Origin of the sequence: Oerskovia rustica, from assembly GCF_014836555.1 — a bacterium.
GTDB classification, from domain to species: domain Bacteria; phylum Actinomycetota; class Actinomycetes; order Actinomycetales; family Cellulomonadaceae; genus Oerskovia; species Oerskovia rustica.
In genome coordinates, this window is sequence record NZ_JACSQQ010000011.1 from 95,585 (window position 1) to 116,617 (window position 21,033).

16 protein-coding genes are annotated in these 21,033 nt (G+C 73.8%); 6 read left to right on the forward strand and 10 right to left on the reverse strand.

The annotated features are described in order from the left end of the window. Positions 1-155 precede the first annotated feature (155 nt). Genes H9652_RS08460 through H9652_RS08470 form a run of 3 tightly spaced genes read left to right on the forward strand, consistent with a single transcriptional unit; the run spans position 156 to position 6,240 of the window. On the forward strand, positions 156-2,072 hold the full coding sequence (locus H9652_RS08460) for a DUF3375 domain-containing protein (protein WP_191795863.1): 1,917 nt from the start codon (positions 156-158) through the stop codon (positions 2,070-2,072). Further along, a complete protein-coding gene (locus tag H9652_RS08465; protein WP_191795864.1) occupies positions 2,069-2,767 on the forward strand; it encodes a DUF4194 domain-containing protein in 699 nt (232 codons plus the stop codon). The genes H9652_RS08460 and H9652_RS08465 overlap by 4 nt, the downstream gene beginning before the upstream one ends. Then, a complete protein-coding gene (locus H9652_RS08470) occupies positions 2,767-6,240 on the forward strand; it encodes an ATP-binding protein (RefSeq protein WP_191795865.1) in 3,474 nt (1,157 codons plus the stop codon). The genes H9652_RS08465 and H9652_RS08470 overlap by 1 nt, the downstream gene beginning before the upstream one ends. A 91-nt stretch (positions 6,241-6,331) precedes the next feature. Here H9652_RS08470 and H9652_RS08475 read toward each other — a convergent pair whose 3' ends face one another. From H9652_RS08475 to H9652_RS08505, 7 genes are all read right to left on the reverse strand, one after another. After that, positions 6,332-8,284, reverse strand: a complete 1,953-nt coding sequence (locus tag H9652_RS08475; protein WP_191795866.1) for a glycerophosphoryl diester phosphodiesterase membrane domain-containing protein — start codon at positions 8,282-8,284, stop codon at positions 6,332-6,334. Between the two features lie 71 nt (positions 8,285-8,355). Continuing rightward, positions 8,356-9,246: a DUF1353 domain-containing protein gene (locus H9652_RS08480; RefSeq protein ID WP_191795867.1), complete on the reverse strand. Its 891-nt coding sequence runs from the start codon at positions 9,244-9,246 to the stop codon at positions 8,356-8,358. 10 nt (positions 9,247-9,256) lie between these two features. Further along, positions 9,257-10,396: a 5'-nucleotidase gene (locus H9652_RS08485; RefSeq protein ID WP_191795868.1), complete on the reverse strand. Its 1,140-nt coding sequence runs from the start codon at positions 10,394-10,396 to the stop codon at positions 9,257-9,259. 49 nt (positions 10,397-10,445) lie between these two features. Beyond that, a complete protein-coding gene (locus H9652_RS08490) occupies positions 10,446-10,973 on the reverse strand; it encodes a hypothetical protein (RefSeq protein WP_191795869.1) in 528 nt (175 codons plus the stop codon). Positions 10,974-11,096: 123 nt separating this feature from the next. Then, positions 11,097-13,916: a multicopper oxidase domain-containing protein gene (locus H9652_RS08495; protein WP_318244054.1), complete on the reverse strand. Its 2,820-nt coding sequence runs from the start codon at positions 13,914-13,916 to the stop codon at positions 11,097-11,099. Then, a complete protein-coding gene (locus H9652_RS08500; protein WP_191795870.1) occupies positions 13,913-15,052 on the reverse strand; it encodes a hypothetical protein in 1,140 nt (379 codons plus the stop codon). Before H9652_RS08500 ends, H9652_RS08495 begins: the two co-directional genes overlap by 4 nt. After that, complete coding sequence (locus H9652_RS08505; protein ID WP_318244055.1) at positions 15,052-15,885, reverse strand: helix-turn-helix transcriptional regulator; 834 nt, start codon at positions 15,883-15,885, stop codon at positions 15,052-15,054. Before H9652_RS08505 ends, H9652_RS08500 begins: the two co-directional genes overlap by 1 nt. Before the next feature lie 63 nt (positions 15,886-15,948). Between H9652_RS08505 and H9652_RS20270 the strand changes: the two genes are divergently transcribed. Together H9652_RS20270 and H9652_RS08515 are read left to right on the forward strand one after the other, a co-directional pair. Then, positions 15,949-16,866 (forward strand): DUF2249 domain-containing protein, encoded by a 918-nt coding sequence (locus H9652_RS20270; protein ID WP_191795871.1) that lies wholly within the window; start codon positions 15,949-15,951, stop codon positions 16,864-16,866. A 149-nt stretch (positions 16,867-17,015) separates the two neighbouring features. Further along, positions 17,016-17,843, forward strand: coding sequence for an alpha/beta fold hydrolase (locus tag H9652_RS08515; RefSeq protein WP_191795872.1), 828 nt, complete (start codon positions 17,016-17,018; stop codon positions 17,841-17,843). A gap of 40 nt (positions 17,844-17,883) precedes the next feature. On the opposite strand, the gene H9652_RS08520 is transcribed toward H9652_RS08515, so the two are convergent. Then, a complete protein-coding gene (locus H9652_RS08520; RefSeq protein ID WP_318244056.1) occupies positions 17,884-18,636 on the reverse strand; it encodes a lipase family protein in 753 nt (250 codons plus the stop codon). A 118-nt stretch (positions 18,637-18,754) separates the two neighbouring features. Further along, the gene (locus H9652_RS08525; RefSeq protein WP_191795873.1) at positions 18,755-19,144 is read right to left on the reverse strand and encodes a YccF domain-containing protein; all 390 of its coding nucleotides are present in this window, start codon (positions 19,142-19,144) and stop codon (positions 18,755-18,757) included. Between the two features lie 73 nt (positions 19,145-19,217). Here H9652_RS08525 and H9652_RS08530 point away from each other — a divergent pair, with 73 nt between their 5' ends. Next, positions 19,218-19,991, forward strand: a complete 774-nt coding sequence (locus H9652_RS08530; protein WP_191795874.1) for a YggS family pyridoxal phosphate-dependent enzyme — start codon at positions 19,218-19,220, stop codon at positions 19,989-19,991. A 77-nt stretch (positions 19,992-20,068) separates the two neighbouring features. On the opposite strand, the gene H9652_RS08535 is transcribed toward H9652_RS08530, so the two are convergent. Beyond that, positions 20,069-20,845 carry a hypothetical protein gene (locus H9652_RS08535; protein WP_191795875.1) on the reverse strand — a complete coding sequence of 259 codons (777 nt, stop codon included), beginning with the start codon at positions 20,843-20,845 and terminating at the stop codon, positions 20,069-20,071. Between the last annotated feature and the right edge of the window lie 188 nt (positions 20,846-21,033).

Consider the following 21,033-nt stretch of genomic DNA (forward strand, 5'->3'; position numbering starts at 1 on the left):
TGTGCCGGACGACCGTGCCGATCCCGGGATCGTGGGACCCGGCGCCTAGGATGCTCGGTGCGGCTGATCGTGCGATCCCCTGCGGCGACCGCCCGACCGGCGCACGACCCAGCCCCCGGTCGACACCGACACCGGACACGCGCGAGAGGGCTTGAGTGCAGCACGACGACATCGACGCCCTGCGGCGCACCCCCGCCTGGCGCCTCCTGCGCTCGGACAACGCCCCGCTCGCACTGAGCTTCCTCGGCACGGTCTTCGTCGAGCAGAACGTCCGCTCGATCGGTGAGGCCGAGCTGGTCTCCCTCCTGGACGACGCGCTGTACGCGATCGACGGTCCCGTCCCTGCCCGCGTGCAGCCCCGGCCTGTCGCCGAGGGCGACGAACCCGCGACGGGGAGCGACGCCGTCGGGCAGGAGGGGGCGGACGCCGAAGGGGAGACCGCGGCCGGGGCGCGCAGGTACCCGCGCTCGCCCAAGGCCTACCTCGACCACTGGGCCGCGCCCGAGCAGGGCTGGCTGCGCAAGTTCTACCCGACGGGTTCGGAGGAGGCGCACTACGACGCGACCCCGGCCGTCGAGAAGGCCGTCTCGTGGGTCGTCGCGCTGCGCGAGCGCAGCTTCGTCGGCACGGAGTCGCGCCTCAACACGGTCTTCGAGCTGCTGCGCCAGCTCACGGTCGGCACCGAGTCCGACGCCGACGCGCGCCTGCGCGAGCTCGAGGCGCGGCGGGCACGGATCGACGAGGAGATCGAGCGCGTGCGCGCGGGCCAGCTCTCGCTGCTGGACGCCGCGGCCCAGCGCGACCGGTACCAGCAGCTCACGGGCACGGCCGCCGACCTGCTCGCGGACTTCCGCGAGGTCGAGGCGAACTTCCGGACCCTCGACCGTGAGATGCGCGAACGCATCACGGGCTGGGACGGCGCCAAGGGCGACCTGCTGGACGCGGTCGTCGGGAGCCGGTCCGCGATCGCGGACTCGGACCAGGGGCGCAGCTTCCATGCGTTCTACGACTTCCTCCTGGACCGCCAGCGGCAGGAGGAGTTCGCCGAGCTCGTCGAGAAGGTCCAGGCGCTGCCCGCGCTCGAGGAGCAGGTCGGGGACGACGGCGAGGCCGCTCCCGGCGTCACGGGTCGCGCGGCCGGGCGCCGCCTGCGCCGCATCCACTACGACTGGCTCGACGCGGGCGAGCGCACGCAGTCGACCGTGCGCGTCCTGTCCGAGCAGCTGCGTCGCTTCCTCGACGACCAGGTCTGGCTCGAGAACCGGCGCGTCATCGACGTGCTGCGCAGCATCGAGTCGCGCGCCCTTGCGCTGCGCGACACACCGGACCGCCTGCGGCTGGGGGCGGCTGAGACCGGGCCGCTCGCGACGACCATGGACGCGACGTCGGTCGACGTGCACCTGCCGACCGAACGCCCCCTCTACCGGCCCCAGCACCAGGAACCGCTCGCGAGCGAGGGCGTGACCGCGGGCGTCGCGGACTTCGACGCGTCGGCCCTGTTCACGCAGGTCCACGTCGACCCCGAGCGCCTGAGCCGCACCGTCCGCGACGCGTTGCGCCGCCGGGGCCAGGTCTCGCTCGCGCAGCTCGTCGAGGAGAACCCGCTCGAGCAGGGGCTCGCGGAGCTCGTGACGTACCTGTCGCTCGACGACCCGCGCTTCGCCGTCGTGCACGACCCCGCGCACACCGACGAGGTGCGGTGGGTGGTCGACGATCACGTGCCGGGCGACCCTGGCGGTGCGCCCGTCGGTGAGGGCGAGACGATCGAGGCCGCCGAGGCCGCCCGAGCCGCAGAAGCCCGGGTCGCCGGGGCCGAGGGCGACGACGGGTCCGCCGCGAGGCCCACCGGGCCGCGCGTGCGCGTGGCCCGCGTCCCGCGCGTCACGTTCGCCCGGACGGGGGCCAAGGACCTCGCGGGCGCGGTCGCCCGCTCGCTCGCACAGGCGCAGCCCGCCGCGCCCGGCCAGCCGTCCGCCCCGTCCGGCCAGCCGTCCGCCCCGCCCGGCCAGCCGTCCGCCCAGAAGCCTCCCCAGCCGACTCCCCAGCCGACTCCCCAGGAAGGAACCCCGTGAGCCAGCAGCCCGTCCGGACCGAACGCCCCGGGCAGACCGGTGGGCCCAGCCCCGAGCTCTCGCTCGTCGTGACCTCGCTCGTCAAGGGCGTCGTCTACCGCGAGGCGGGCACGCGCACGTGGCGCGACCTGCTCGCGCTCGAGGCGCAGGCGCGGGACTTCGTCGCGACGCTGGGCCTGGAGATCGTGATCGACGAGTCCGAGGGGTACGCGTACCTGCGCGCACAACCCGAGGAGGAGCACGACGGTACGTTCATCCCGCGCCTCGTCGCGCGCCGCGAGCTGTCGTTCGACGTGAGCCTGCTGCTCGCGCTGCTGCGCAAGCGCCTCGCCCAGTTCGACTCCGAGGGCGGCGACACGCGCCTGGTCCTGACGCGCGACGAGATCGTGGACCTCGTCCGGGTCTTCCTGCCCGGCTCGAGCAACGAGGCCCGCGCGCGCGACCGCGTCGAGGCCAACGTGCGTCGCGTCGTCGAGCTCGGCTTCCTGCGCCCCGTGCCCGACACCCCGGACACCTACGAGGTGCGGCGCATCCTCAAGGCGTTCGTCGACGGGCAGTGGCTCGCGGACTTCGACGCGCGCCTCGCGGAGTACGCGGCCGAGCTCGCGTCGCGTGACGGGGGAGCGCTCCTGCCCGACGACGACCGCGTGCTCGGCACCGAGCCCGGCACCGGCACGACCCACGAGGAGGCCTGATGGCCGAGGCACTGTTCAGCGCGGTCGAGCTGCACGACGCGGCGGCGGACCTGGACCAGCGGTCGGGCTACCGCCTCGACCGGCTCGAGGTCCTCAACTGGGGCACGTTCGACAAGTACGCGTGGAGCTTCGAGCTCGAAGGGCGCAACGCGCTGCTCACGGGGGACATCGGCTCGGGCAAGTCGACCATCGTCGACGCGATCACGACCCTGCTGCTCCCCGCGAACCGCATCAGCTACAACAAGGCGGCCGGTGCGGACACGCGTGAACGCACGCTGCGCTCCTACGTCGCCGGGCACTACAAGTCCGAGCGCAACGAGGTCACGGGCGCGTCCCGGCACGTGGGCCTGCGCCGCGGGCACACCTACTCGGTCATCCTGGGCGAGTTCGCCAACCGCGGGTTCGACTCGCGCGCCGTGCTGGCCCAGGTGTTCTGGCTCAAGGACGGCGCGCAGGGCCAGCCCGAGCGCTTCTACGTCACGAGCACGTCACCCATGACGATCGCCGACGACTTCGCGGGCTTCGACGGGGACATCAACGTCCTGCGCCGGCGCCTGCGCGAGTCCGGCGCGCAGATCCGCGACCACTTCCCGGAGTACGGGCGCGACTTCCGCCGCCTGCTCGGGATCGAGTCCGAGCAGGCCATGGAGCTGTTCCACCAGACCGTGTCGATGAAGTCGGTCGGGGACCTCAACGAGTTCGTGCGCGAGCACATGCTCGAACCGTTCGACGCGGCCCGCTGGACCGAGAAGCTCGTCGCGCACTTCGACGACCTCACGAGCGCGCACGACGCCGTCGTCAAGGCCCGTGCGCAGATCGACCAGCTCGCGCCCCTGCTCGCCGACGCCGACGCGTACGACGCCGCGGGGGAGCAGGTGCGGACCCTGTCCGCCCAGCGCGAGGCCCTGCGAGGCTTCACCGCCGGGCGCCGGGTCTCGGCGCTCGACCTGCGCATCGGCGAGCTCGAGGCGTCGACCGCGGCTCGCGCCGACGGCCTCGACCGCCTCAAGGAGGAGCTCGCGCTGCTCGACGCCGAGCGCCAACGGCTCGAGGTCGAACGCGCCGGGCACGGCGGCGACCGGCTCACGCAGATCGAGGGCGAGGTCGCGCGCCGCGAGGTCGAGCGGGCCGAGCGCCGCGCCAAGGCCGACGAGTACGCGCGCTACCTGGCCGCCGCGGGCCTGGAGCCCGTGACGTCACGGGACGAGTTCGCGGCGCTGCGCGAACGCGCGGCCGATCTTCAGTCGCAGGCGCAGGACTCGCTCGGTGAGATCGAGGGCCGCGCGGGGGAGGTCGCGGCCGAGCTGCGAGCGGTCGAGGCCGAGGCCCGCGAGATCAACGCCGAGCTCACGTCGCTGGCCGACCGCGAGTCCAACCTGCCCCGCACGAGCCTGGACCTGCGCTCGCGCCTGTGCTCCGACGTCGGCCTCACGGAGGCCGACCTGCCCTTCGCGGGCGAGCTCATCGGCGTGCGGGCCGAGCACGCCGAGTGGGAGGGCGCCGCCGAGCGCGTGCTGCGCGGCTTCGCGCTCTCGCTCCTCGTGCCCGCCCAGCACTACGACGCCGTCTCGGCGTGGATCAACTCGCACGACCTGCGGTCCAAGCTCGTCTACCACCGGGTGCCCGCGCCCACCGGCGGCCGCTCGGGGAAGGGGCGCGGCGCCGTCGGGAAGGCCGCGAGCCGGGACGACGGGCCGCTCCTCGCGGACCTGCTCGAGGTCAAGGACGGCGACCTCGCGACCTGGCTGAGCGACGAGCTCGAACGCCGCGCGGACTACGTGTGCGCCGAGGCCCTCGCGGACTTCCAGCGCGTGCCGCGCGCCGTGACGCGCGAGGGGCAGGTCAAGCACTCGGCGAGCCACCACGAGAAGGACGACCGCCGCGCCGTCCGCGACCGCAGCGGCTACGTCCTCGGGTGGAGCAACCAGGGCAAGATCGACGCGCTGCTCGACGAGGCCACCGACGTCACGACGCGCCGCACGGCCCTGGAGGAGCGGCGGGACGCAGTCGGGCGTGAGAAGAACGAGGCGATCTCACGGTCGGGTGCGCTCAACCGGCTCGACGTGTTCCGCGAGTGGCGCGAGCTCGACTGGGAGGAGCCCGTGCGGGCGATCGCCGAGCTCCACGAGGAGAAGCGGCGCATCGAGGGCGCGTCGACCGAGCTCAGCCGCATCGCCGACCAGCTCCGCGACCTCGCGCGCCGGGCCGCGGGCATCGCGTCCGAGCGTGACGCGTTGCTCTCGGCGGCAGGAGCCGACAAGCACGCTCTCGACAGTGCGCGCACACAGCGCGACCGGTCGGCGCGCGTGCTCACCGAGCAGGGTCCGCTCGACGCGGCACTCGTCGACGAGCTCGCCCGGCTGTTCGACGCCGAGGCCCGCGACCAGGCCACCGCCCAGGGCGGGGTGCCGGGCGACGTCGAGCCCGACGCGGTCGAGAGCGCGCTGCGGACCCGGCTCACGAGCCGCGTCGAGGAGGCGCAGGCCCGGCAGGGCCAGCTCGGGACGCGCATCGCCGCGCAGATGACGGCGTTCCGTGCCGCGTACCCGGTCGAGACGACCGAGCTCGACAACGACGTGCGGTCCGCACCCGAGTACCGGGCGCTGCACGAGCGGCTCACGCGCGACGACCTGCCACGCTTCGAGGTCGACTTCAAGACGTACCTCAACACCAACACGATCCGCGACATCGCGGGCTTCCACGCCGAGCTCTCCAAGCAGGCGGACCTGATCCGTGAGCGCGTCGAGATCATCAACGACTCGCTGCGCGCGATCGACTACAACCCCGGCCGGTACATCCGCCTCGAGATGGCGCCGACGCCCAACACCGAGGTGCGTGAGTTCCGGGCGGACCTGCGGGCGTGCACCGACGGCGCCCTGGGGCTCGACCTCGAGGGGCGCCGCGACGAGGACACGGGCGAGGAGGGCGTCGCGTACTACTCGGAGGAGCGGTTCCTGCGGGTCAAGGCGATCGTCGAGCGGTTCCGCGGACGTGAGGGGCAGGCCGAGGCGGACGAGGCGTGGAAGCGTCGCGTGACCGACGTGCGGAGCTGGTTCGTGCTGTCCGCGTCGGAGCGCTCGCGCGAGGACGACGTCGAGCACGAGCACTACTCCGACTCGGGCGGGAAGTCCGGTGGTCAGAAGGAGAAGCTCGCCTACACGATCCTCGCGGCCTCGCTCGCGTACCAGTTCAAGCTCGACTGGGGCGCGGTGCGGTCCAAGGCCTTCCGGTTCGTCGTGATCGACGAGGCGTTCGGCCGGGGGTCCGACGAGTCGACGCGGTTCGCGCTCGAGCTCTTCAAGAGCCTCGGGCTCCAGCTGCTCATCGTGACGCCGCTGCAGAAGATCCACGTGATCGAGCCGTACATCTCGGCCGTGGGCTACGTCGACAACCCGACGGGCCGCAACTCGCGCTTGCGGACCTTGACGATCGAGGAGTACCAGCAGGAGAAGGAGGCCCACGCGGCCCTCTGAGCGCCCTCCGTTGCCGAGAACGGGGTTGGGGTCGTCATCCGACGGATGACGACCTCAACCCCGTCCTCGTGTGCCCGGAACCTCGTGCTCGTCACCACGCGAGCGCGTCGCGCAGCTCGTCCTCGAGCCGCGTGGACAGGGCCAGGTCGTCGCGCACCGTGGCACGCTCGGCCACGGCGCGGCGCGGGCTGCTCGTGATGATGCCGTCGACGCCGCCGCGCAGCTGGGCGCGCATCGCCGCAGGGTCGTTGACGGTCCAGACGTAGACGTCGATCCCGGCCGCCCGAGCCTCGGCGCGCACGCGGGCGGAGTCGGACGACTGCTCGATCGCCACGAAGTCGACCGGCAGGTCGCCCAGCGCCCCGCGCAGGAACGGGACGACGTGGCCGACCGCGATCTCCGGTCCGAGCGCCCGCACCTCGTCGGCCTGCTCGGGGTAGATCGACTGGACCAGGTACTCGTCGGCGACGCCCTGCGCGCGCAGGAGCGCGACGACGTCCGCGACGAACGTCGTCGTCTCGTGACCGTGCGCCTTGAGCTCGACCAGGAGCGGCACGTCGAGCTCGCGGGCGCGCTCGACGAACTCCTCGAGCGACGGGATCGTCGCCTCGAACCCGCCCTGGCGGATCGTGGTCGCGGTCAGCTCGTCGAGCGTCATGGTGTGCACGGCACGGTCGGAGCCCGCGAGCCGGCGCAGGGTCAGGTCGTGGAAGACGACGAGCCCACCGTCCGCGGCCTGGAGCACGTCGAGCTCGACGTAGTCCGCGCCGAGCGCCGCGGCCGACTCGAGCGAGGCGATCGAGTTCTCGACGCCGCCGCCCGGGTCGCCCCGGTGCGCGATCACCGCGCCGGGCTCCTCTCGCGCCAGCGTGGTCATGGCTCGGGTGTTGGCCGCCGTGACGGCGAGGAGCACCAGCACGGCAGCCAGCCCGACGACGGCACGCACCGTGCGCGGTCGGCCCGCCAGGCCGCGGCGCAGGACCGGCGGAACGCTCGCCGACCCGTGCACCGACCCTGCGGAGTCGCCCGCAGGCCCTCCTGGCCCTGCCCCGGCGGACGGGACGACCACCTCGGTCGCGGGAGCAACGGTCCCGGCCCGAGCGGCGCCGTCGGGCAGCGACGCCCCGCGCTCCGCCGCGACCGCGACCACGACCTGCGTCAGGACCGCCGTGACGAACCCCGCGAGCACGAACCCGACCATCTCCACGACCGTGAGCGTCGCCCCCGCGACGAGGGGCGCGAGGCCGGGAGCATGCAGGTCCGCGACCCGCGTGGGGACGAGCGCGAGCGTCACGATCCCCGCGGCGACCACGAGCACCACGACGCCCACGACCGCGAACACACCGAGGAGACGCGGCCACGACCGCCGGGTCGCGCGCCAGCTCGCAGCCATGGCCCCCGCGACCGACACGTCGGAGGTCAGCAGGATCGCGAGCGTCAGCACCAGGCGCAGGTTGAGGAACAGGACTCCCGCGAGGAACGCGAGGTAGACGTACAGGCCGCCGTCGAACTTGAGGAGCTCCCCGACGACGAAGTCCGGGATCGCGATGCCCCGCACGAGGAACGCCGCCATCCCGAACCCGCCCACCGGGACGAGCACGAAGAAGTACCCGACGAACAGCACGAGCTGGGGGCCGAGGAGCCGGCGGCTCGCGCGGGCGAGGTCGTGCGAGACGCCGCGCAGCGAGACCGGCTCCCCCACCCGCACGCGCACGCCGATCGCGAGGAACGCCCCCTGCTGGACGAGGACCACGACCGAGGCGACCAGCGCCAGGAGGACGAGCAGGAGCACCGCGCCCGGGCTCGACAGGACCCGCACCGCGTCGAGGTGCGTGAACGAGGGGACGCCGGCGACCGCGAGCGCCCGGTCGAACAGCCACGCCATGAGCGGGACGACGACCAGGCCCGTGACGCCCTGGAGGAGGACGACGGTCAGGAGGTAGGTCGGCAGGTGCGCGCGGACCGTGCGGGCTGCGGGGAGCAGCAGGCCGGGCCTCACCCCGTCGTCGAGGGGGCGCGAGGCGGGTCGGGCGGCGGAGGGCACGAGCGCAGCCTACGGGCGTGGTGCGCGGTGCCGGTGGGCACGGAGGCCCCAGGGGCGCGCAGGGCGGGACGTCACCCGGCCGCCGGGTACGTGATGCGGGTGGTCGGGAGGGCCTCCGGCACGTCACCGTCCAGCGCGACGTCCTGCGCGCGGATACCCGGGCGGTCGCCCTCCCCCAGCCCGACCACAAGCTCGGTCACGAACGTGAGCACGATCAGCGGGAGCAGGAGGGGCAGTGTGAGAAGACCGGCGCCGACCGCGCCGAGCACGCTGCTCGACGCGGCGGGCACCCAGCGGACGCGCTCGCTGCCGTCGGCGGCCGGACGCGACTCGAACCCGGCCCAGACCGCCAGGGCCAGCAGCACGCCGAGCGCGGCGGCAGCCACGACGACGGCTCCCGCGAGCCACGGGCCGCCCTCCCCGTCCGTACCTGCGCCGGCGACCCACAGGCCGAGCGTGACGACCCCGGCGACCACCGCGAGCAGGAACGCGACCGCGACCGGCAGGCTCCCGAAGATCCGGACCGCAGCCCACATCAGCCCGCGTCGGACGGGACCCGTCCCGGTCTCGCGCAGCGTGTCGTGGAAGAGGTGGTCGGCGTCACGTCGCGCGGCCCGCCTGCTGCTCGCCGGACGACCGGAGTCCGCGAGCTTCGACGTCGCGTCGTGCAGGATCGCGGGGAGCGTCTGGCGCCCGTAGCTCGCGACCACTCCCCACAGCGGCATGGGGACCGACGCGAGGTCGGTCACGAGGCCCGTCGGGACGGTCTGCTCGACCGACGCCCGGTGCCACACCGTCCCGGACGGGTCCTGCTCGTCGGCGGGACGCGAGGTGTACCCGAACGGGGTCAGGATCTCGAACCAGACCTTCCACCGCCCCGCGACGGGCAGCTGGCGCAGGTCGACCGTCGCGGCCGGTCCCCACCGGTCCGGGTCGCCCGGCAGCGGCGCGACGAACGGCACGACGACCGCCTCAGCCGACCCGGGCGGGTACGGACGCGTCCGTGGTCGGGTCCGGCGCGGCGGCTGCGGCCCGTTCGGCAGGCTCGTCCGGCTCGGCGAGCCCGGCCGGTCCGGCCGGTCCGTCCGGGACCACCGTCGCCTCGTTCGTCACGCCGTACGGCACCAGGACGCTCGCGACCTCGCGCGCGACCGGGTCGAGGTGCCCGCGCTGGTCGTCGAAGAAGATGTGCGGGCGCAGGACGCGCAGCACGCGCCCCTTGTCGGCGCCGCCCATGAAGAACGCGTCGTTGACCGTGACGCCCCACGAGCGCAGCGTGTTCACCGCCCGCTCGTGCGAGGGCGCGCTGCGCGCCGTGACGATCGAGACGCGTACCCGGGGCCGGTACGTCGGGTCCTCGACCGCCCGCTCCTCCTCGCGGCGCTGGATCGTGCTCAGCGCCCGCAGAAACGGCAGGATCGGCCCCGCGTGGTGCTCGGTGACCTTGCGCGCGCTCTCGTACCGGTGGAACTGCTCGAGCCCGTCCGACTGGAAGATGCGCTCGGCGCTGTCGTCGGCGAGCACGCCGTCGAAGTCGAAGGCCACGCGCAGCTCGGCGTCGGCCGCGTCCTCGGGCGCCGGCTGCTCCCCGCCCGGGGCGAGGGGAACGCCGGGCGCGCGCTCCGCCGTCGGGCCGGCTGCGGCGAGGTGCCCGACGGCGGCGCTCCCCAGGACCTGCCCGGCAGGGTGTCCCAGCAGGGTCGCCGTCCGGACGTCGCGCGCGTCCCCCGAGAGGAAGAGCGAGATGTTGAGCGCCGGGATGTACGCGTACGGCGCGAGGCCCTGCGTGAAGATCGACCGGCTGATCGGCAACCCGTGCGCCGCGACCGAGCTCATGACGCGCAGGCCCGTCGTCGGGTCGTTCTTCGACAGGACGAAGACCTCGACGAGCGGGTCCTGCGCGCTGGGCGACAGGTCGTTGAGGCTCAGGAGACGCTGGACGAACTCGAACGCGACCCCGGGGCGCAGCGTCCGGTCCAGGTGCTCGTCCTGGTACGCGCGGTACGCGTCGATCCCCTGCTCGTCGAAGACGCGCTGCGAGTCGGACAGGTCGAACAGGGCGCTCGAGGAGACACCGACGACGAGCCGGTGATCGAGGTCGTAGGGCGGCACGGGGCTCCTTCGTCGGGACTGGCGTGTTCGTCGAGAACGGCTCGGCGCGTCAGGACGGCTCGACCGGGGGGCGGACCTGGTCCTGCGGGTGGCGGCGACGGTACCTCATGACGCACTCCTTGCACATGGGCATGGTCGGCAGGCGCGCGGCCTCGCGGGGCGTCATCTCGCCGATCACCTTGGCGCCGCACAGACCCCGGTCCGGGTGCACGATGTGCCCCCACTCCGACTCCCAGCGGTACCCGAACCGGTAGGGCGGACGCACCTGGAACTCGCGGACCTGCGGCGCCGAGCGCAGCGCCTTGGCCTTGTCGATGCCGTCCTCTCCTCCCGCGCCGTACCCCTGGGGCTGGCGCTGGCACACGTGCCGGACCCGGAACGGCATGGTCGCCTTGTACGCGAGCTGCGTGCCCGGCACGGCTCCGCGGTTCGACGTCAGGAACCAGCGCACCTCGTCCCCCGCGTGCACGCTGCTGACCTCGTCGAGCGCGAAGGCCCGACGGCGCCCGTCGTAGCACGGCAGCCACTGCACGTCGCCGCCGCACTGCTCGCACCGGCCGATGCGGACCTCGCTCATGCGGGCAGGCTCGTGGTGTCGACGTGCATGCTGCCTCCGGTGATGGTTGCGAGGGGACCGAGGACACCCTACGTCGGGCGTGCCCGCGGTCGCGGGACCGGCTCTGGCTCCGGCGCCGGCCCGCTACGGGCTCGTGACCGCGAAGAGCCCGTGCGCGCCGCGCTCGGCGTCGATCATCACGTGGCTCACGAACGGGTACCTGCCCGCCTCGGGGAACGCCATCTCGACGAACCCGCCCTGCGCGACCGCGAGGCCCAGGACCTGCGAGCCGCCCGCCTCGGCGTTGCCGGGCCGCAGCCGGTAGGCACCTTCGCTGTAGACCGTGTCGAACTGGCCACCCACGACGTGGAAGGACGTCCCCCGGTTGGGGCCCGCAGGCAGCACCCACACGCGCACGCGCTCGCCCACGCGGGCCGGGAGCGGCGCCGCGTCGTACTGGTTGGCGTAGCCGTTGAACGCGACGACGTCGGGTTCCCCCGTCGCGAGCCGGTCCACGTCGACCTCGCCGCCCTGGGGACCGAGGTAGTACTCCGACTGGACCAGCAGGTACTCGCGGTCGACCGGCGCGAGATCGGGGGGGTCGATCACGACCGCGCCGAACATGCCGTTCGCGATGTGCGCCGACATGGGCATGGTCGAGCAGTGGTACATCCACACACCCGACATGGTCGCGGTGAACGTGTAGGTCAGCTCCTCGCCCGGGGCGATCGTGCGCATGGGCTCGTCGGGGGCGAGGGCTCCCGCGTGGAAGTCGATCGAGTGCCCGATCGTGCCGTCGTTGACCAGCGTGATCTCGAAGCGGTCCCCGACCTTGCCCCGCAGCGTCGGGCCGGGGGCCGTGCCGCCGAACGTCCAGAGCCGCTGCGTCACGCCCGGCGCGACCTCGGTCACGACCTCGGAGACCGCCATGCGCACACGGTGCACGGTCTCCGGGCCCGCTGGTGCAAGCGCGGCCGGGTACGCCGTGAAGTCCTCGCCCGGCATGGCCAGGAGGTCCAGGTCCTCGGCGGCGCGGGGCGCTGCGCCGCCCGGCACAGCGCCGCCCGACGGGACCGAGCCCGCTGATCCACCCGAACCGTGGTCCATGCCGGCCATGCCTTCGTGGTCGCCCATGCTTCCGGCGTTCCCGGAGGACGCCGCGGCGTCGGTCACGGCGCCCGCTCCCGTCGGCGTGATCGTCAGGACCATGCCCATCTGCCGGTGCCCCACGACCGTGCACCACCCGTCGATCGCGCGCCCCACGACCCCGACGTCGAACGTCACGGTCGCGCCCGGCGCGATCCGGCCGCTGGTCCGGCCGGTGTCGAGCGCGAGGTCGTGGACCGTGGTGTCGGTGTTGGTCACGACGAGGACGAGGGTGTCGCCGGCAGGGACCTCGATCTCGCTCGGGACGAAGCGCATGTCGGCGGCCTCGACCTCGACCGTCGTGGTGCGGCCCGTCGCGGCGACGGTCCCCGCGGCACCGGCCGCTGCCGACGTCGCGCCGCTGCCCGTGCCGAGCGCGGCCGGGTCCAGTGCGACTCCGCCGGCCGCGACGAGGAGCAGGACGCTCAGCGCAGCCACGGCCAGGCCTTTGCGGCGGGGGCCGGTCACGGCCTCCACGGGCGGCCCCTGGCGAGCGCCGCCGGCTCGCGCACGCAGGTCCTGTCCCAGGGCGTGGGCCGCCGCGACGTCGTCAGCGGTCGGTGGGACGAACGGCGTGCGCCGCGCACGGCGGTGAGCGAGCACCGCACCGACGAGCAACGGCAGGAAGGCCACGAGAGCGCCCAGCGCGGTCAGCGACGCGAGCACGTGCACCAGGCTCGGCGCGGGCAGCACGAAGAGCGCGAGCGCGCCGTTGAACAGCACGACCCGCACGACGGCTCCCCGTTCGAGGACGGCCGTGGTCGAGCGCACGGCGGCCGGTCCCCCGCCGAGCACCACGGGCACGAGGTAGGTCAGCGCCCCCAGCAGGACCTGGGCCGCGAAGCCCGCGACGAGCGGCACGGTCACGGTCCCGACGCGATCGGCGGCCGTCTCCCAGCCTCCGCTGAACGCGAGGACACCGGTCAGCGTCGCGAGCGACCCCACGAGCCACGCGAGCGCGCACGCCGCCGACCACGTCGCGAAGGTGGCGGGCGGTCGCCGTCGGGCCGCCGTGACCATGGGGCGCACCGAGACCAGGACACCCGCGAGATACGTCGCGAGGCCCACGGCCGCGACGGGCGGCGCCGCGAGCAGCACCGCCGCGACACCGGCCGCGAGCCCGCCGAGCACGAGGGCGAGCGTCGTACGCGCGGCGCGGGGCGCGTCGTCGGCCATCCTGGTCCGCAGCATGGTCGGCCACAGCGTCATGAGCGTGCCCATGACCGTCAGGCCCACGAACCCGAGCAGGTTGACGCCCGCGTGGGCCAGCACCACGCGCGTGTGCCAGGCCTCGTCGAGACCGCGCGCGAGCGTCGCGCCGAGCCCGGCCCCGAACGGCAGGAGCCAGGCCGCGGCGACGTAGAACGCGACGCAGATCCGGAAGCGGGCCGCGAGCGCCTGGCGCGACTGCCGCCACAGGGCCGTGCCGTGCGCCGCGACCGCTACTCCGACGCCGACCGCCCCGACCAGCGTGACGACCCACGCCGCGGTCACCATGCCCGCGACGGTCGTGACGACCGCGACGTTGAGCAGCACGAGCCGGGCAACCTGCCACCGCCGCGACGCGGGCGTGACCCGGCGGCTCAGCAGCGCGTCGGTGAAGTGCTGGCTCCAGACGCAGATCGCGTTGGTCACCGCGCCGAGCAGCAGCAGGTGCACGAGCAGCCAGGGCGAAGCGGGCACCCACCGGTGGCCGACCGCGACCACGACCGTGGCCAGCAGCCACCCGACCACGGGCGCGTTGGCGCGCAGGTGCCACGTGCTGCGGTCGGTCAGGGGCCGCAGCGGGGCGGGGGCGGCGGACAGGTCGAGCTTCACGGGACGGTCTCCTCGAGGGCAGGTGCAGGCCCGACGGCGTCGCACCGGCCGGGTGCGGCCGTGGCGGGGGGCGCGGCATGGCGCAGGTTCGCGCGGATCCCGACGGTGACCATGAGGGCGACGAACGCGAGCAGCGCCACGACGTTCAGGACGCCGCCGACCTGGTGCGCCACGGGCAGGCTGCGGGCGTCGCCCAGCCCGAGCCGGACCACGAGCCCGACGTGCAGGAGCACGGCCGGGCCGTACATCAGGGGCGTGTACGGGAGCCGGATCCTCAGCACCGCGGGCAGGATCACGGGCGCGTGCGCCATGACCATCGAGATCGTGAACCCCAGGAAGACCGCGTGGATCACGGCGTCGTACCCCGGTCCCGTGTCCTGCCTCCCGCCGAGGAGCCAGACCGCGCCCGCGACCGCGAGCCACACGTACGCCGCGAGCAGGCACGCCGCCATGCAGCGCGCGAGGCCCGTCGAGCGGATCGTGCGCCGCGCGACGTCGTGCACGGCGAGCCAGCCGCACAGCACCAGGACCGCCGCGCCCAGGATCACGTAGCCGGCCCCAGGCCACAGCAACGTGGCCACGCACCCCGCCGCGAGCGCCCAGCAGACCCACAGGACGAGGGCCGCGCCCCGGCCGAGGAACGCGATCCGGGCGAGCTCGAGCCGCTCGCCCGCGATGGTCGCCACGACGAAGCACGCGAGCCACGGCAGCACGTCCGCGACACCCACCCCGCCGAGCCACAGCAGGGCGCCGCCCGTCGCGAGCAGTGCGCCGATCAGCTGGGCGAGGACCGCGTCGTCGTGCTGCCGCCGCCACAGCGGCACGTACACCGCGCACAGCGCGGCACATCCCCCGACGAGGAGCACCTGCCCGACGACGAGGGGCACAGGGCTGAGTAGGGCCAGCGCCCCCGCCCCCAGCAGACCCGGGGCGACGAACCCCCAGCGGGTGCGCAGCGCGACGGCCCGTTCGAGCGCGACGACCGTGCCGACGAACCCCAGGACGAGCAGCACGCCGTGGACCACGGGCAGGCGCTCGGTCGTGACGGGAGCCGGCAGGCCGAGCAGCAGGAGCGCCGCGTCGAGGCCCGCGAGAAGAGCGAGCCCGGCGGGCAGGACGAAGACCGCACGGCGCATCACGACGCCTTGTTCCTGCGAGGCTCTGGCTGGGGGCGCAGGCGCAGCCGGCAGGCGCCCGGCTCGGCGAACGGCAGCAACGAGGTGCCCTCCCGCGGAGCGCCCAGGCGCTCGAGCGCCCCCTGGGCGAGACCGAGGTGCACCGCGCACACGACCTCCGGGTTGCGGTACGCAGCCTCGAGCAGCGGGCACCGGGTCAGCGCGACCGATGCCGCGTCGTCGTCGGCCTGCGGTGCGAAGCCGAGCCTGTCCAGCAGGGCGACGACCTCGTGGCGCGCGGCGATCGCGACGTGCGCCCTGTCCGGAAGCGCCGTCGCCTGGAGCGCGGCGCCGTCGGCTCCCTCGCCGCTCGGCCCGTGGCCTCGGTCGCCGGACGGGGGCTCGTGACCCGCGGCGAGGTCCGCACCCCACGCACGGCCCGCTGCCAGGGCGTCGCCGACCGGGTCGGCGCTCGACCGGGCGATCTGGGCCGCGAGCGCCGACGCGAGGCCCGCGTACTCGGCGGCTCCTGCCGTCGTCGGGGACTCCGTCGCCGGAGAGTAGAGCCGGGCCGGGCGTCCGCGCCCCTGCGCCGGAGCGTTCTCGCTGGTCGCGAGCCCGGCCTCGACCAGGCCCTCCAGATGCTCGCGCACCGTGTTGGGGTGCTGGTCGAGCGCCGTCGCGACCGAGGCGACCGAGCAGGGCTCGGACTGCGAGGCGAGGACGTCCAGCACCGCGAGCCGCGCCCTGGACAGCCGCGCGGGGCGCACCGGACGTCGGACCAGCGGGGGGCCGTACCCCGGGCGCGGGGAGATCGCTCGTCCTGCCTGACCCAGAGGCTCCGTATTTTCCACGGAATAAAGTGTACTAATCTCGAAGGCGTTCGGAAACCACACCCGCCCCGGAGGACCCACGTCATGAGCAGCAGCATCGTCCTGGCCACGTCGGCCGAAGACTCACGCGCGGTCGAGGCCGTCGTCGCCCACCACACCGAGATGAACGGGACCCTCGGCCTCCTCGTCGAGGCCCTCGTCCGGGCGGTCGAGACTGGCGACGCGACGGCGACCGCCACGGCCCACCAGCGGCTCGTCGCATGGACCCGCGCGGACCTGCTGCCGCACGCGCTCGCCGAGGAGGGCGCGATGTACCCGCACGCGCACCGCACCCCGGACGCCCGCCTCCTGGTCGACGCCATGATCGCCGAGCACGGCGTCATCGGCGGCCTCGTCGACGCGCTCGCCGACGCGACGAGCCCCGTGCGCGCAGCCGCGCTGGGCCGCGCCCTCCAGGTCCTCTTCGAGGTGCACATGACCAAGGAGAACGAGCAGATCCTGCCGCTGCTGGCCCTCTCCTCCGACGTGTCGCTCGCGACCGTCCTCGACGGGATGCACGAGCTGCTCGGCGGGCACGAGCACGGGCGGACGGGCAGTCCTGGGCCTGCCGAGGTCGGCGTCGGGTGCGGGTGCGGCAGTGTCGACGGAGGCTTGGGCGGCGGGTGCGGCAGTGGCGCCGAGCCGGCCGACGAGCCCCGGAGGGCTGACCCGGCCACGGACCCGACCGCCCCGGCCCCGGGCGGGCACTCGTGCGGGTGCGGCGGGCACGACGACGCCGGGAACCTCCCCGTCCTCGACGCCCGCGCGGTGCCGCACGCCATCCGGCACGCGACGATCTTCGGTGCGCTCGACGGCGTCGTCCCCGGCGCGGGCATGGTACTGCTCGCCCCGCACGACCCCCTGCCCCTCCTGGCCCAGGTCGACGCCCGCTGGCCGGGCACGTTCACGGTCGACTACCTGGAGCGCGGCCCCGAGACATGGGCGCTGGCGTTCATGCGCTGACTCTGGGCGGCAGTCAGCCCACCGGAGTCCACGGCGGGCGGTTGACGACCTGGCCGCCCGAAGGTTCACGAGATGCGCCGACCACCACCGGCCCCCTCCACGCCCCGCACCGGTGGCCCCCACGCACCCCCTCTGCCACGATCGGCCTCATGGGCACGAACACCACCGGATGGACCGAGGGAACCGTCGAGGTCGAGGGGCACCCCGTGTTCTACCGGCGCAGCGCGGAGGTGCCCGGCAGCCTGCCGATCGTCCACGTGCACGGCTTCGCGATCTCGGGCACCTACCTCATGCCGACGGCGCGCGTGCTCGCCGGGCGGGCCATGAACCTCGTCCCGGACCTGCCGGGCTACGGCCGGAGCGAGAAGTGGGACTACACGCTCGGCATCCCGGCGCTGGCGCACGCGCTGATCCGCATCCTCGACGCCCTCGAGCTCGAGAAGGTGGTCCTGGTCGGCAACTCGATGGGCTGCCCCATCAGCCTCGAGGTCGCCCACAGCGACCCTGACCGCGTCGAGCGCATCGTGCTCGTGTCTCCCGCGGGCGGAGTGCACAACCAGGGGTTGGCCCGCGCGATCCGGCAGCTCGCGATGGACGGTCCGCGGGAGAGCCGGCAGATGGCTCGCGTGGCGGTCCCGGACTACGTGCGGTTCGGGCCGGTCAACACGTTCCACCTGTTCAGCGAGCTCACCCGGTTCCCGTCGTTGGAGCGCATCGTCCGGTCGACCGTGCCGACGCTCGCGGTCATCGGGAGCAGGGACCCGCTCATGCCGCCTCCTGCGCGCGTGCGGGAGGTGAGCCGTCTCGCGGGCGACAACACGACTGTCGCCCTCATCGAGGGCGCCGCGCACGCGATCAACTTCAGCCATCCCGGCGAGCTCGCGCACGTCATCGGGTCCTGGCTCGACGGCGTCGAGATCGTCGACGACCCGGACTCCCCCGGCCTGACGCGCGTCCTGCAGCTGCCGCGCAGCTAGCCGGGACATCGTCGGCACGCCGACGGCGTCGGCCAGGACGTCAGGACGGCCGCGGCCCGCGGATCTGCTCGACCAGGAGCTCGTGGAGTCGCGGGTCGGCGAGCGGCCGGAAGTGTCCCGGGGTGTCGAGCACGACGTCGTGCGCGCCGTCGAGCGTGCTTCCGGCGGGGATGTGCGGGTCCCAGCGGCTGTGCACCGAGGTGATGCGTTCGTTCACGGCGCGCTCGGCGGACAGGGCCACGATCGTCGCGTCGCTCGGGATGAACGCCCGGACGGCCGGCGCGACGAACCATCGCGCGTAGACGGAGCCCGCGAACGGCGTGTTGATCGCGATCATCGACGCGATCCGGCCCGGGCTCTCGCGCACCATGGCGAGCTTCCCGATGAGCCCGCCCTTGCTGTGCGCGACGACGACGACGTCGTGCAGGTCCTGCTCCCGGAGGTACCGCGCGAGGAGGACGGCGCCGTCCGCGACAGGTCGCCGGTTGTCCCGGAGCTCCGGGAGCACGTGGACCGCGACCCCGTGGTCGTGCAGGAGGGTGGCCAGGGGCAGCAGGAAGTGCCAGGACTCGTACACCCCGGGGACGAGGACGACGGGCGGTCCGACGGGCCGGTCGGGTTGGCGCAGCTCGTCGGGCCCCACCCGGGACACGAACCCTGTCGCCTGCCAGCGCAGCACGCAGGCGTAGTCGCGGACGCGCCACCAGGTCCGCCGCAGGCCCAGCCCCAGACGCTGGCCCAGGTCCCGGCTCCCGTCGCGCATGGCTCCCCTGTCGTCGTCACCTGCGGTCACCGTCGGCAACGGTCAGCGTCACCCTCGGCGGCCCACACAGTCACCCTCGGCGTCGGTCGCCATCACCTTCGGCGTCGGTCACCGTCACCCTCGGCGGCCACCACCCGATACTCGCGCGTCAGGCGCCGAAGCGCGCGTTCGTCGGCACGATCTGCTTGCCGAGCGGCAGCAGCGAGACCGGGATCATCTTGAGGTTCGCGATGCCCAGCGGGATGCCGATGATCGAGACGAACAGCGGGATCGAGGTGATGACGTGCCCGATCGCGAGCCAGATCCCCGCGAAGACCACCCAGATCACGTTGCCGATCGTGGAGAACGCGCCGGCCGTGGGCTTGTCGACGACGGTCCGCCCGAAGGGCCACAGCGCGTACCCGGCGATGCGGAAGCTCGCGATGCCGAACGGGATGGTGATGATGAGGATGCAGCAGACGATCCCCGCCACGACGTAGCCGATCGCGAGCCAGAGCCCCGCGAAGATGAGCCAGATGACGTTCAGGATCGCGTTCATGCCCCGATTCTGCCTCACGGACGTCGGCCGGACGCCCACCCCGGTGACGCCGTCGGAAAACTAGACTGCTCCCGTGCCCTCCCCCTCCCCTGACTCGCCCCTCGACGTCCCGGCCGAGCCGTCCCGGACGATCGCCGACCGCTACACGGCCGTGCGCGCCCGCGTCGACGCCGCGGCGCTCGCCGCAGGCCGCGCTCCGCAAGAGGTGCGGCTGCTCGTGGCGACCAAGACGCAGGACGCCAGCGCGGTGCGCGCGGTCGTCGCCGCGGGCGCGACGCTGATCGGCGAGAACCGCGTCCAGGAGCTCGTCGCCAAGGCACCCGACCTCGCCGACCTGGTCGCAGGCGGCTCGGTGCGGATCCACATGATCGGGCACCTGCAGCGCAACAAGGTCAACCAGGTCCTCGCGACGGCCACGGGTGTCGAGTCGGTCGACTCGCTCGCGCTCGCCGAGGCGCTCGCGAGCCGCTGCGCGCGCGAGGGCCGCACGCTCGACGTCATGGTCCAGGTCAACGTGTCGGGAGAGGGGTCCAAGGCGGGGGTGGGGCCCGAGGACGCCGCACACCTCTCCCGTCAGGTCGCCGCTCTGGAGGGTCTTCGCCTCACGGGGTTCATGACGATCGGGGCGAACTCCCCCGACACCGCGCTGGTGCGCGCCGGGTTCGAGCGGTTGCGCCGGATACGTGACGAGGTGCTCGCGAGCGAGGCCCCGGGGACGGGTGAGGCGCGTGAGCTGTCGATGGGCATGAGCGGCGACCTCGAGGCGGCGATCGCCGAGGGCGCGACGATCGTACGCGTGGGGACCGCGGTGTTCGGGGCACGTACCGCCACCGCGCCCGTCGGCTGACCGGCGAGGGACGTGACGCGGGACCGTCCGCTTGACGTGGACGGTCCCGCGCCCTGTGCCGGGCGACCTCCGCCCGGCTACGACGTCGCGAACTGCTGCAGGTGCGCCAGGACGACCGCCTCGACGGCGCTGCGCGTCCCCAGGACGGCACGGTCGACCCGCGGCATCTGCTCGGCGTGATAGTTGGCCGCGTCGGCCGACCAGTGCACGATCGCGTTGCCGACCAGCACGTAGCCGTTGTAACCCTCGGTCACCCAGTAGGCGTCGGCGGAGAGGCGCGCGTCCTGGGCGAGCGAGGGGAAGGTCCCGGTGGTGTCCACGGTGCCCGAGACCTCGACGTTGATCGGGTCACCGGCCTCGACGTAGTCGATCGTCACGGTGGGGCACGACGCCGCCCGGTCCTGGACGATCGCGTAGGCGGACTCGGCCGCGGCCGCGTCCGCAAAGAGGTGAGCTTCCTGCTGGACGCGGCCCCCGGGGCTGATGGTGTCCTGCAAGGCGTAACCACTGGTGCCGAGTCCCGCGAGGATCGCCGCGATGTCGCAGTCCGCCGGGGACTGGGTGTTCGCCGGGGGTACCCGGGGCTCGTCACGAAGGATCGTCACGACGTTCCCCTGGATCGCCGGGATGCCGCTGAGGACCCCGGCTTCCGGCAGGAGCAGGGACCGGATCGCGGACGGGTCGACGTGAGGTGGTGCCGGAGCCACGACGGACGCTCCCAGCTCGGCGGTCACCTGCGCAACGTCGTCCCCCGCGGACGGCAGGGTGGTCGTCCCCGCAGTCTCGACGGGACCTTCGCTGTCGGCGGGCGCCTCGGTCGCGCACGCTGCGAGCGTCGCGCCGAGGACCAGCACGAGTCCCGCCCTCGTGGCCCGGCCGTAGGCGGCGGGCCCTGCTCCGACCGATGGACGACGACGTGCTCCCATGACTCCCCCAGAATGTTCGGACGTCACCGCGTGGTGCGGCGAGATGTCCTCCTATCCTCGACCGTGGGACACGTGTACCGCATGCCGGCCGGATAACGATTCGGCGCCAGATGTCG

What these genes read in the sequence shown, in the direction of transcription:
- H9652_RS20270 (WP_191795871.1), top strand. Translation starts at nt 15,949, where the DNA reads ATGAGCAGCAGCATCGTCCTGGCCACGTCGGCCGAAGACTCACGCGCG.
- H9652_RS08470 (WP_191795865.1), top strand. Translation starts at nt 2,767, where the DNA reads ATGGCCGAGGCACTGTTCAGCGCGGTCGAGCTGCACGACGCGGCGGCG.
- H9652_RS08490 (WP_191795869.1), bottom strand. Translation starts at nt 10,973, where the DNA reads ATGAGCGAGGTCCGCATCGGCCGGTGCGAGCAGTGCGGCGGCGACGTG.
- H9652_RS08525 (WP_191795873.1), bottom strand. Translation starts at nt 19,144, where the DNA reads ATGAACGCGATCCTGAACGTCATCTGGCTCATCTTCGCGGGGCTCTGG.
- H9652_RS08515 (WP_191795872.1), top strand. Translation starts at nt 17,016, where the DNA reads ATGGGCACGAACACCACCGGATGGACCGAGGGAACCGTCGAGGTCGAG.
- H9652_RS08500 (WP_191795870.1), bottom strand. Translation starts at nt 15,052, where the DNA reads ATGCGCCGTGCGGTCTTCGTCCTGCCCGCCGGGCTCGCTCTTCTCGCG.